Consider the following 11,845-nt stretch of genomic DNA (forward strand, 5'->3'; position numbering starts at 1 on the left):
AGTTGAGAATAGTTGTACCCGTAATGATCCATCAGGGAACTTTCCATTAATGATAGTCTTTCAATCTCCTGTTCCTGATAAGAAACCATTTTTTTATTGGGTTGCTGCTTTGCTGGTGTCATGTTGATTCTTTCTAGATGATTGATGTAGATAAGTTTTTAGGAAAAACACAAGTGGCGATAACAAATCACCTAAGACAACAAGAGGAGTCATATTAAAATCACCTTTTTTGCCTACTAGTTATGCGATTGAAGTGACTTCAACGTTTTGGCGGTAACTCTAAGCAGGACTCTTAATAAATTTCTGAACAATACTATCTATAATAATTCTATCTTCCAGATATAAATACGTCAGAGAACAAACACAAAAGGGATTGAAATGAGTTGGAACTTTTGCACGAATGAATCAATAGAAGAACCCTTTGTTAATGATGTTGGTCGTTTCATGAATGCCATAGAGAATCCCAGGAAATTCAATGGCAGAGTCGCTTACCAAAAAGGTGAGTGTCCAGTCTGCAAAAGGAAGACAGCAGTGTTGGGATTCTCACCTCGAACAAACACCTGGATGATGGCGTGTCCTGTTCAGGTCTGTGGTCTCCGAACAATGACGTTGCACAAGGCAATCAAGAGTTACTTTCCGACCCTTCAGGAGGACTGGAGGCGTGCGAGATGGACTCCAACGTATTCAGGAGACTGGTTACCGATCAGGAACAGAAAGAGGTCAGTGTCAGAGGGTGATCAAGAAACAGAGACAGGTTCATGTGTTTGAACGATGCGTTGCACCATCGATCGACTCATACCCATTGATCTAGCGATCGTTCCATATCCCTCACCAGCAGTACGTTTTTTCATCACCTCTGTTGCTTGATGTTCGGTATAGGTCTTTTTCCGACCGAATTTCACCCCACGGGACTTAGCGACTTCCCTGCCTTCAGCGGTTCTGGATTTGATCTGATCCAGTTCCTGAGATGCCGCATACCCCAGGACCGACACGATGAGCATCGTGATTTCCTTTGGCATCGCAGTGGTATCAAGACGTTTGTCGAGAGTCCTGATATGGATCCCACGTTCCAGCAGGTTGCTTACCTCGTTCACCATCCCCAGGAAGGAACGAGATAAACGGGAGAGTTCAGCGATCACCAGCGTGTCTCCCTCGACCATCTCATCCAAGCAACGACGTAGTTCAGGACGGGTGTTCCAGTCACTAGTCCCTGTGATCTGGTCTCCATAGATGCGTTCACAACCTGCTTCCCGCAAGGACTGCTCCTGACGCTCGCTGTCTTGCTCAGCAGTGCTGGTTCTCCAATAACCCCAGATCGCCACGACTGCTCTGTCGAAAGTCTGCCGTAAGTACATTGCATTCCGACAGGGAGTTACGACAGACAAAGAATGCAGTCACAGCAGCCTTAGTGCTGCACTGTCGAAACTTTCGCTTTCCGACAGCCCCCCTTTCTGTTTTTCTGGCTCTCTCATGCTTGCCTGTCCAGCCTTCGCCGCTAAGCCAGCTCCCTTCCTGGCCTGCTGTACTTTTTGACTAGGCCTGTCGCTAATTGGTCGTGTCTTGAAATTTCGTCCAGCCTTGATGGGATAATGAGTAAGGGTTTTGATTCCTTACATGCCAGATCATATTTTCACTCCCGAGTCTAAGAACGATCCTTTGAAGTCACAAAAGGGTCAGCTTAGGTTTGTGCTCGAAGTTGCGTTTAACTACGCTGAAAATGGTCTTCACCGAAATGGATATTTTGTCGATCTTGCAGCGGCGCATCCAACCTATCTCAGTAATACGTTCTTCCTGGAACGCCATTTAGGTTGGAGAGGCGTGTTGATTGATGCAAATCCCAGATTTGCTGAGCTCCTAAGGGAGGGAAGGAAAAGCCAGGTTTTCGAGTATGCAGTTACTTCTTCGAACGGAGATAACGTACGCTTTCGTATCGACAATGGTGAACTCGGTGGGATTCTAGGAGATCAGTTTGATAACAATCAGGCAATAAGAGGCGAGCAGCTTCAAGCCGCTGAAATAATAAATGTTAAAACAAGAACTTTGCAGTCTATTCTTGACGAGGCAAGCGCTCCGCGCTTGATCGATTATCTTTCTCTTGATATTGAAGGAGCTGAGTTTGAAGCTCTTAAAGACTTCGACTTCTGTAAATATCAATTTAAGTGCATGACAATTGAGCGTCCTTCATTGGAGCTCGACCTGCTTCTTGATGAGCGTGGATATATACAAGTCCAGCATAGACTTTATGACACTTTTTATATTCATAAATCAGAGATTGCAGGATCTCGTCTTGGCAACACCTCTCCGCAATTTCTTGTAACGCCATCCAAGGATTGGTAGGCCATTGATGTGACCTGTCCAGAGGCCGAGAATAGTCTCGTTGACAATAATTGCGCATTTCTTGTGATCGTTAATTTTTCCACTGCTGAGATTTTGTGGGCACCGTAGCGAGCTTGTAGTCCAGAATTCTTGATGAGTTGTGCCTTGATCTCTCTTCACCTTTCACGTACGGATCTCTCATCCACTCCGCGTTGATCCCTCCCTTAGGTGCTCTTGATCTCCCAGTCAGGAGAGCGCCAGTCGCTCGCTTCGCGTCGTAGTGGAAGTAGTGCTCTTGGACGTATTGGATCGAGGTATCGCAGTTGTTGCATACGGTCGCGACGGGTACGCCTCGTTCCAGAGCAAAGGTGATCCAGGAATGGCGGAACGAGTACCAGGTCAGCGTTTTCCCGCTGGTCACTTCGATCTTTCGGCAGTTGTTGCTGTCGTCCTCGGACCAGGTGGCAAGACCCGATTCAACGAGCATCTCCTTTAAGGAGTCGCCCCAAATCCTGCTGCTGAGTGGTGCACCGCTGCTCTGGTTGGTGAACAACAGGTCGCTTCTCCTCTTGTGTCGAGTGATCTCGCGTAGGCGTTCGAGATGTCTGACCACTGGTGCTGACAACTCGTACCAGCGACCTGTCTTCGTGTTTTCGGGTGGCACCTCAATCAGGCACCAGACCTTCTGCTCTTCCTTGGAAAGCGTTTTGTTGTCCGAGATATGAGACCAGCGCATCTTCCTCAGTGATCCGATCCGAATCCCTGACTCCATCGAGATCCTCATCGCCAGATAAAGCATCAGGCGGTGGTCCTGCTGAATCTGAGCCCTCGTCGATTTCCTGGTGCCTTTCCCCTGGATGACCCCGTATAGAGAGTTCCTGGTGATGGGTCTAGTGCTGTCCTGCCCTTTGTTCGGTCCTCTTGTGATCTTGTGAAACCCCAGTGGACTGCCTGTTTGGGACCACCTGGTTAGACCCTTTGTCCAATAGAGACGTGCTGTCTTTTCGAGCTGAACCCACTCCTCAGCAGAGAACGCTGAGCGCCGATACGACTGATCTTTTGGAACCTTGGCGCTGGGTATCTCAGGTAGTTGGTCTCTGGTGATGAACCCTTCCGCCAGAGCAACCTCCCTGAACATCCGACGGATGGTCGAAAACTCTCCATTGAGGGTTGTTGGACGTGGCAGCACCCGTCCTGCCTTGTCTATTGCGTCTGTGGTGTCTTGTCTCCACTGCTGATAGGTGTCTAGGTACGTACGTCGGAAGAGGTGGACCTGCTTGCTTGCTCCACATCCCCCCTTCCGAGAGCAGAAGTTGAGGAAATGCCTGGTCTGGTTTCTGATCAGACGAAAGCGTCCATCTGTGATCCCCTCGTGAGGTGTGCTGCTGATTCGGCGTTGCTCCTTCGTTAGGAACCGATTCACCATCTCCCCAATGGTCAGGACGTTGACCGCTTCTCCTTCGTCTGCCTTGGTTCGGAGTTCGATGTATCGCTCTTGCGCCAGTTCCACCGCCTCGTCCAGACCTGTTGGTGTTGGGTCGGGGAATCTTCCGTTGGGGTGTCTGAGAACGAACCGATGCCTGCTCTTCTTCTCTGGGTTGAAGAAGTAGAGAGACCACCGACCACCCCGTTGACCGTTCCGAAACACGTACGCTTTGTTTCGTTTGCCGCCTTGTAAGTCGGTCCGATCTAGGACCTGAGATTGAGTGCTCATCTCAGGCATCGGTTGGCAGTTTGTTGACGCTCTCTACCGGCCACGACTGAGATCTGGTATTTGTTGACAGATTGTTTACAGTGATTCTAACTGGCATGAATTCAGTCAGACACTTATTCCGAGAGATACGTACGCATCAACGCCGACTACACCACGTAAACCTTGGACCCTTTTGATTTGAATGAACTCGAGAGGTTCTTCTCTGCTCCTGCTTCGATTGTTCTTCGCTTTTAAACCGCGTGAGCGTCAAGAATCTGTGTTCCATGTCCATCATTCCCGATGGTGTTGGGAATGTTGGTTAATTGCTCTATGGCCTTCTTCATTGTGATAAGAGTGGCATGATGAAGTCTGTGCTCTCGGTTCGTCCAAATCCGAGTGTTCATTCTTCCTCGAAAACTTTGAGTCTTTGTCCTGTAAGATGGAGTTTCATTTGTGATGATGAGTCGGTGATTGGTTGCTAGCGTGAATGGTAGATCGATGCAGCATGTAGTGATTAAATCAGATCATGAACTGTTGGGTTTTGAAAGTGAAGCTTCAAAAGCTGCTGAACATTTGCTGGCGTCGCAGAGCTGCATTAAAGAAATTGACGCCAGCCTCAAGCTTCTCCTCATAAGCGAAGAGGTTTGTGGTAAATTGAACTGGTTATCGTTTGCTTCATGGAAAAAAATCCATATGTAGGTTTGCCGCGAACTGCATTTTGGAAAACCGGCGTTGCTCAAGAAAATCCTTATTCGATCGAAGGTATTTATAGGAAAAAGTTTAAGATACATCCCAAGTCGAAAATTGCAACAGCGGGATCTTGTTTCGCGCAGCATATTTCGCGCCATTTAAAGAAGAACGGATACAAGGTTCTTGATGTTGAGCCGCCGCCGCCGGCTCTTCCTAAGGATTTGCGCCAAAAATTTGGATTTTCAATGTATTCTGCAAGGTACGGAAATATTTATACGGTTCGTCAGTTATTGCAGCTTGCCCAAGAGGTTGCTGGCGAATGGACTCCAAAGAACCATATCTGGGAGAAAGATGGTAAGTTTTTCGATGCTTTGCGTCCGGCAGTCGAGCCTGAGGGTCTTGACTCTGCAGAAGAAGTTCAAAAGCACCGTCAAACTCATATCTCAAGAGTTAGGCAGCTCTTCAAGGATCTTGATGTGTTCATCTTTACCCTTGGTCTTACTGAGATGTGGGTGGATAAAAGGTCGGGAACTGTTTACCCAACAGCACCTGGGGTTCTTGCTGGTGAGTTCGATGAAGAGAATTTTGAGTTTCAAAATCCTAATTTTCGTTTAATCAATAGAGATATGCGTGACTTTATTGAAGTGCTTGGGCGCATTAGGGGAGAGAAAGAATTCAAGATGATTTTGACGGTTTCTCCTGTGCCATTAACTGCAACAGCGAGTGGTAATCATGTGCTCTCCTCTACTATTTATTCCAAGTCAATATTAAGGGCTGTAGCAGGATTTTGGGCTGAAAAGCCTTTTGTTGACTATTTCCCTTCCTATGAGATAGTGACGAATCCAAGAATGCATTCAACTGGATTCTCTGATAATTTGAGGTCAGTAAGGGATGAAACTGTCAAGATGGTGATGAAGCATTTCTTTGCGAGTCACTCAATTGTCAGGTCTTCTAAGAAATCATCTTTAGTGAGTGTTGGTAATGACAAAGGTAATTCTGATGGTGTTGAATGTGAAGAAGAATTGCTGGAGGCATTTGGCAAATGAGTAAGTTCCTTGCTCTTGGATCTTCGCAGTTGGGTGGTTTCCTCAAAGGATTTCGTCTTTTCGATGAGCAACTCACTGAGAATTTTGACTTTGCAGCTCTATGGGAGACAGGCTTTGGGCACTTAAATCTAGAACCCGACGGTTATATTCGTGCACCAGATTTGGTGCCGAAACTAAATAACCCTGAAAAAAGAAATTTGCAGCGCGCTTGGGCGATTCGCGACGCTTTCGGAAACAAAGATTTGGGGCAAGTGCCATGTATCCACAATTACCAGAAGATATTTATTGTGGCTTCACCGTGTAAATATTTTGCCCCGTTTTATTATGCTAAAAACAGTATTCCCTCTCTTCTTTCTGCTTCACTTCTCAAGTCTTGTTTCTATTCGTGGCAGGTCGATAAGCAATTTGAGGCGATCAGTCCTTGGCATTTTCGTGTGTCTCCAATTGTTCGACAGCTTACAAGTCGTTGCCCTGAAAAAGTAGTTTTCATCGGTGCCCCATTGCCGTTAGAGAATTTGGAAAAAGGATATTTCGAAGGCCTAAGGGCTGTTTTGAAGCACGACAAAAGCCTAAAGGATATTCATTTCCATAATATGGAATCTATACGTTGTTTGTGCCGTCAATTTCACTCGCAGTCTGGAAATTCATATGATGTATTTTTGCCCCCTGACGAACTCCTCTGTGATTTGAAATTAACGACACGTTCAATGTATGCAACTAAAAGTAGTGTCTGGCACGCAGGCCCTGAATACTGGCAGAAAATAGTTGCCCAAATTTGTAAGCTTTACGTCGTTTGATTCTGATGTGGTTGTTTTTCTATATTTTGCGTTAGCTCATGTCGTCTTTCTGGCAAGTTCTTGGCTGTCTGTTTTGGGTTTGCAGCTGTCTGGCTTGATGAGCTAGAAGACCATTCTGTTGGCTTGTTCGCAGCGTTCTCATGCGGTGTCTGGTCAACCTTGTTGGTCTGTCTTGCTGATTGGTATTGGTTGGTTTAATCGCCTTAGATTAAAAGTCAACTCCGTCATAGTGTTTTATTTGACTTTGACTTTGGCTTTTGATTGCTCTCTACGGGCATAAATACCTTTGTTCGCCCCTAAGGCTTACTTTTTGCGTATGTAGTGAAAATTTTCTAGCTTGAAACTCTTGCTGTCTCAGATGGTTTGCTTGTTTTTTGCGAAGCAGTTTTATGCATTGGATTTCTGGCTCAGATGCAGGCTTCCCGTGCCGTTTGTCTCAGGGTGATTCGATGACATTTCTGGTTTGATCGTTTTTGGACTCAAGGTTGTGTCTTGTTGATTTGTCGTCGTCAGAGTGATTTTGCTCGTGCATGGCCGCCTTGTCTGAAGGATTCTTGACGCCTTGTTTTGACTTCAGCGTCCTAGTGCTATTGGGGAGATTTTTGTGTTTTATTTTCGAGGTATGTCTGTTTCTGTTGGACTGCTACGACTTTGTCCGTGGTTTCAGCCCTGCTGAACCCGATCGGCTCCCTCACTGTCCAACCTGCAGGCCGAGGTCTGATTCTTCTATGCGTTCACCTCAATATCAACTGCGCCACCTGAAGCGTCTCTGCTGGATCCCTGTCACAATCCGAGTCTCTGTCAGACGCACCCGTGGACAAGTCCAGCTCCCCTGACGCCCCCGTTGAGACCCAGTCCCGTTTCTGGGTTGGCCCCCTGGTTGCTGGTTGTTGTTTTGCTCTCGGTTACGGCATCACCGACCGGGTGCTGACGCTTCAGACCAATGCTGAAGACCCTGTCCCTCAGGCCTTTACGCCGCTCGCCTTCCCCGGGGATTCTCTGAAGGAGATCAGATCTCGGTTCGGCAACGACGGTGCAGCGCTTCAGGTGGACATCACAGCCCTCGAAGCCGCCGAGGCGGCGAGCCGACCACCCAAGCCAGAGCTCAAGACAACAATCAAACCTGAGGTCGCTCTGCAGACGCCCCAAGCTCCAGTGTGGACAGCACCCGCTTGGTCTGACCCTCAAACCATCACCCCGGATCTTGAGCCCGATCTCCCACCGGAGGTCCCCGCAGCAGATGGGACTGTGCCCTCAACAGACCAGGAAGAGGTCCTGGACTCAGGGTTGGATGAGGGCAATACCGATCTCCTGGTTTTTCCTGAGCCCATCGATACCGTCCCTGCTGTTCTTCTGCCTGCCGACGATTCACCGGTGTTGATGGCCGAGCCGGAACCTGTACTGGCGGCCCCTGGTTCGGAAGCCTTTTTTGAAACCATCGAGCCCGTGTTGCCACCTCAGCCGTGATCACCGGTTGGATCTGCCACAGTTGAGCTTGTCTGCAATCGGTCCATGGGCTCGTCGGAGGCCTTGATTCGCGCCACCGTGAATCGCATCAGTGCGCGCCTGGGTCATGGTTTTGCAGATGCGGCAGCGGAGCTTGCCGTGTTGGCGCAAGACGCTCCGCAACGAATGCGTCAGGAATGGGATCTGTTTCAGGAGGAGGTGCGTGCTGAGGCGGAACGGATTGAACGCGCTGATCAGGCCACGGGGAGCACAGACGCCGAGACCTCTGTTGAATCGCCCGAGGCCCCACAAGCTGTCATCGATCGTCTCCGGGCCACGGTGGCTGATCTCAGCCAAGCGATCGAGGCACGCCCCTGATGTTCCGACTGCTGCGGGCGCTCCGGATCTGGCGAGCTGTCCTGACGCTGCTCTTCCTGCTCTGGTGGGATGGTCAGTCCTGGACCTATCGCGGTGGCGTCACCCCTGAGCGTCGCGCTCGCCGTCAGCAAGGGCGTGCCCGCTGGTTGACGGCTGAGTTGCTGTCTCTGGGCTCAGCCTTCATCAAGTTGGGCCAGCTGCTCTCCGCCCGGCCCGACATTCTCCCGGCGGGTTGGGTGGCTGAATTGGCGGGACTGCAGGACAGCGTTCCCGCCTTCAGTTTTGATCAGGTGCAGACCGTGCTTGAAGCAGAGCTGGGTCAGCGCTGTGCAGAGGTCATCGACCTTGACCCGGAGCCCCTTGGTGCTGCCTCGTTGGCTCAGGTGCACCGAGCCAGCCTGCGCAGTGGCCGGCAGGTGGTGCTCAAGGTTCAGCGGCCCGGATTGGACCGATTGTTTCGCCTTGATCTGGAGGTGATGCAGCAGGTGGCGGCGGTCTTGCAACGCAATCCCAATTGGGGTCGTGGTCGCGATTGGCCGGCAATGGCCCGCGAATGTCGACGTGTGCTGCTGCGCGAGCTTGATTTCCGCGTTGAGGCCCAGTATGCGGCGCGTTTTCGTCAACAGTTTCTGGATGACGAACGGATCAGGATTCCGGGCGTGGTCTGGGAATTGAGCAGCCGACGTGTGCTGTGTCTCGACTATCTGCCGGGCATCAAGGTCAACGACCGTGAGGCCTTGATCGAAGCTGGCATCGACCCCGTCGCCGTGGCTGAGGTGGGCGCCGCCAGCTATCTCAAGCAGCTGGTGCGGTTCGGGTTTTTCCATGCCGACCCCCATCCCGGCAACCTCGCCGTGGCGAGCGATGGCGCTCTCATCTACTACGACTTTGGAATGATGGGCTTGTTGTCAGACGGCCTGCGTCGACGTCTGGGAGCCATGGTCCGCGCTGCTGCTGCCCGTGATTCCGCTGGGTTGGTGGAGGAGATGCAGGCGGCCGGGGTGATCTCAGGAGGCATTGATGTGGGTCCGGTGCGTCGTCTGGTGCGGCTGATGCTGCAGGAGGCCCTCACCCCACCGTTCACGGCCAATGTGATCGACAAACTCTCCGGCGATCTCTACGACCTGGTGTACGGCCAGCCCTTTCGCTTGCCGGTCGAACTGATCTTTGTGATGCGGGCGCTGTCCACCTTCGAGGGTGTTGGCCGCAGCCTCGATCCCGCTTTTAGTTTGGTGGCGATCGCCAAGCCTTATCTCCTTCCACTCATGACCTCAAGCGGCTCCGGCAGCAACGATCTGTTCAACGAACTCGGCCGTCAGGTCGGGGCCCTCAGCAGCCGCGCTGCGGCTTTCCCGCGGCGACTGGACGAAAGCCTGGAACGCCTGGAGCAGGGAGATCTTCAGCTCCAGGTGCGGCTGGGGGAATCAGATCGGCAGTTTCGCCGGATGGCTCTGGCTCAGCAATCGATCGGTCAATCGGTGTTGCTTGGATGCTTGGCTTTGGCCACCGCCATTGTCGGTGCTAGTGCTCGCCCGCTCTGGTCAATTCTTCCGGCTGCTGCCGCTTTGCCGGTGGGTTTGGGCTGGTTCCGGATGCAGGTCAAGATCGGTCGGGATCAACGGTTGGAGCAGTTGCCCGGTTCCAACCGTTGAATTTTTGTCGGGGGCCTGAGATCAGGCCTTGCCGCGGGGGCCTTGTCCAACCGCGCCGGCGTACACGGCCTGACTGCCCAGCTCGTCTTCGATGCGAAGCAGCTGGTTGTATTTGGCGACCCGCTCGCTGCGGCTGAGGGAGCCGGTCTTGATCTGTCCGGCGCGGGTCGCGACGGATAGGTCGGCAATGGTGGTGTCTTCGGTTTCGCCACTGCGGTGGCTGATCACGCTGGTGTAGCCGGAGCGGCCTGCCAGGTCGATCGCCTGGAGGGTCTCGGTGAGCGAACCGATCTGGTTCACCTTGATCAGAATCGAGTTGGCCGTGGCGCTGTCGATGCCCTGTTGAAGACGCTTGGTGTTGGTCACGAACAGGTCATCACCCACAAGCTGCACCTTGCCGCCGAGGCGCTCGGTCAGCAGCTTCCAGCCGTCCCAGTCGTCTTCCGCCAGGCCGTCTTCGATCGAAACGATCGGGAATTTCTCCACCAGCTGCTCGAGTTGGCCCACCATCTCGGCGCTGGTGTAGCTGCCGCCATCGAAGGCATAGCGACCGTTCTCGAAGAATTCGGTGCTGGCCACGTCCAGGGCCAGGGAGATCTGTTCGCCAGGCTTGTAGCCCGCCTTGCTGATCGCTTCCACCAGGATTTCGCCGGCTTCCACGTTGCCCAGATCCGGCGCGAAGCCGCCCTCATCGCCCACGGCGGTGCTCATGCCCTTGTCGCTGAGCAGTTTCTTGAGCGTGTGGAACACCTCGGTGCCCATCCGCAGTGCTTCGCGGAAGCTCGGAGCGCCGTGGGGCACCAGCATGAATTCCTGGAAGTCAAGGCTGTTGGCGGCATGGGCGCCACCGTTGATCACGTTCATCAACGGCACCGGGAGCAGGTTGGCCATCGGGCCGCCGAGGTAGCGGTAGAGGGGAATGCCCAGACCGTTGGCGGCAGCGCGGGCGGTGGCCATGCTCACCGCCAGGATCGCGTTGGCTCCCAGGTTGGATTTGTTGTCGCTTCCGTCCAGCTCCAGCATCGCGGCGTCCACAGCCGCCTGATCCAGGGCGGACAGGCCGCAGAGGGCCGGTGCGATCCGCTCTTCGATGTGGTTCACGGCCTGGCCCACGCCCTTGCCCATGTAGCGGTCGCCCCCGTCACGCAGTTCGTGGGCTTCGTGGGCGCCGGTGCTGGCACCACTGGGAACGATGGCGCGTCCCATGGCACCTCCTTCGAGCAGCACCTCGGCTTCAACCGTGGGGTTGCCGCGGGAATCGAGTACCTCTCGGGCCACGATGGTGTCGATGACGAGGTCGAGGGAATCGATCACGTTGGGACAGACGCTTAACCCGGCGATCTTATGGGTCGCCCCTCTCTCTCGTGTTGTGACGGGTCATACCTGGCCAGAATGACGGCAGGTTCACGCTGCACGACGCTCACCCATGCGGATGCTTCACACCATGCTTCGGGTCGCTGATCTGGAGCGGTCTCTGGGCTTCTACACCGAGGTCCTGGGCATGCAGCTTCTGCGCCGGAAGGATTACCCCAGCGGGCGCTTCACCCTGGCCTTTGTTGGCTACGGATCGGAAGAGAATCACACTGTTCTGGAACTCACCCACAATTGGGACACTGAGAGCTACACCCTGGGTGATGCCTATGGCCACATCGCCCTTGGGGTGGATGACATCCGCAGCACCTGTGCGGGCATTGCCGATAAGGGTGGGCGCGTCGTGCGGGAACCTGGCCCGATGAAGCACGGCACCACCGTCATTGCTTTTGTTGAAGATCCCGATGGTTACAAGGTGGAATTGATCGAGTTGTCCTCCAAAGCCCCCGCCTGAAC

General features: G+C 52.7%; 11 protein-coding genes. 8 read left to right on the plus strand and 3 right to left on the minus strand.

Annotated features, from left to right (window positions below):
• Positions 1-737: 737 nt before the first annotated feature.
• The gene (locus tag KR52_RS03365; RefSeq protein WP_162175603.1) at positions 738-1,322 is read right to left on the minus strand and encodes a recombinase family protein; all 585 of its coding nucleotides are present in this window, start codon (positions 1,320-1,322) and stop codon (positions 738-740) included.
• Between the two features lie 292 nt (positions 1,323-1,614).
• Here KR52_RS03365 and KR52_RS03370 point away from each other — a divergent pair, with 292 nt between their 5' ends.
• Entirely contained in the window at positions 1,615-2,337 is a 723-nt protein-coding gene (locus KR52_RS03370) for an FkbM family methyltransferase (RefSeq protein ID WP_071840160.1), read from the plus strand.
• Positions 2,338-2,407: 70 nt separating this feature from the next.
• On the opposite strand, the gene KR52_RS03375 is transcribed toward KR52_RS03370, so the two are convergent.
• Positions 2,408-4,039 carry a site-specific integrase gene (locus KR52_RS03375; RefSeq protein WP_051834258.1) on the minus strand — a complete coding sequence of 544 codons (1,632 nt, stop codon included), beginning with the start codon at positions 4,037-4,039 and terminating at the stop codon, positions 2,408-2,410.
• A gap of 441 nt (positions 4,040-4,480) precedes the next feature.
• On the opposite strand from KR52_RS03375, the gene KR52_RS14080 reads away from it, so the two are divergent.
• The 6 genes from KR52_RS14080 to KR52_RS03395 all read left to right on the plus strand — a co-directional run bounded on the left by KR52_RS14080 (position 4,481) and on the right by KR52_RS03395 (position 10,018).
• The gene (locus KR52_RS14080; RefSeq protein WP_156957571.1) at positions 4,481-4,708 is read left to right on the plus strand and encodes a hypothetical protein; all 228 of its coding nucleotides are present in this window, start codon (positions 4,481-4,483) and stop codon (positions 4,706-4,708) included.
• Positions 4,687-5,745 carry a GSCFA domain-containing protein gene (locus tag KR52_RS03380; protein WP_038552466.1) on the plus strand — a complete coding sequence of 353 codons (1,059 nt, stop codon included), beginning with the start codon at positions 4,687-4,689 and terminating at the stop codon, positions 5,743-5,745. Before KR52_RS14080 ends, KR52_RS03380 begins: the two co-directional genes overlap by 22 nt.
• Positions 5,742-6,542, plus strand: a complete 801-nt coding sequence (locus tag KR52_RS14085; RefSeq protein WP_156957572.1) for a hypothetical protein — start codon at positions 5,742-5,744, stop codon at positions 6,540-6,542. Before KR52_RS03380 ends, KR52_RS14085 begins: the two co-directional genes overlap by 4 nt.
• An 813-nt stretch (positions 6,543-7,355) precedes the next feature.
• Entirely contained in the window at positions 7,356-8,009 is a 654-nt protein-coding gene (locus tag KR52_RS03385; protein ID WP_038552468.1) for a hypothetical protein, read from the plus strand.
• Positions 8,010-8,054: 45 nt separating this feature from the next.
• Entirely contained in the window at positions 8,055-8,366 is a 312-nt protein-coding gene (locus KR52_RS03390; RefSeq protein ID WP_038552470.1) for a hypothetical protein, read from the plus strand.
• Positions 8,366-10,018, plus strand: coding sequence for an AarF/ABC1/UbiB kinase family protein (locus KR52_RS03395; protein WP_038552473.1), 1,653 nt, complete (start codon positions 8,366-8,368; stop codon positions 10,016-10,018). The genes KR52_RS03390 and KR52_RS03395 overlap by 1 nt, the downstream gene beginning before the upstream one ends.
• 21 nt (positions 10,019-10,039) lie before the next feature.
• Here the strand turns inward: KR52_RS03395 and eno are convergent, their stop codons facing one another.
• A complete protein-coding gene (eno, locus tag KR52_RS03400; RefSeq protein WP_038552476.1) occupies positions 10,040-11,332 on the minus strand; it encodes a phosphopyruvate hydratase in 1,293 nt (430 codons plus the stop codon).
• Positions 11,333-11,444: 112 nt separating this feature from the next.
• On the opposite strand from eno, the gene gloA reads away from it, so the two are divergent.
• Complete coding sequence (gene gloA / locus KR52_RS03405) at positions 11,445-11,843, plus strand: lactoylglutathione lyase (protein ID WP_038552479.1); 399 nt, start codon at positions 11,445-11,447, stop codon at positions 11,841-11,843.
• Positions 11,844-11,845: the final 2 nt, after the last annotated feature.

It is taken from the genome of Synechococcus sp. KORDI-52, from assembly GCF_000737595.1.
GTDB lineage: Bacteria > Cyanobacteriota > Cyanobacteriia > PCC-6307 > Cyanobiaceae > Parasynechococcus.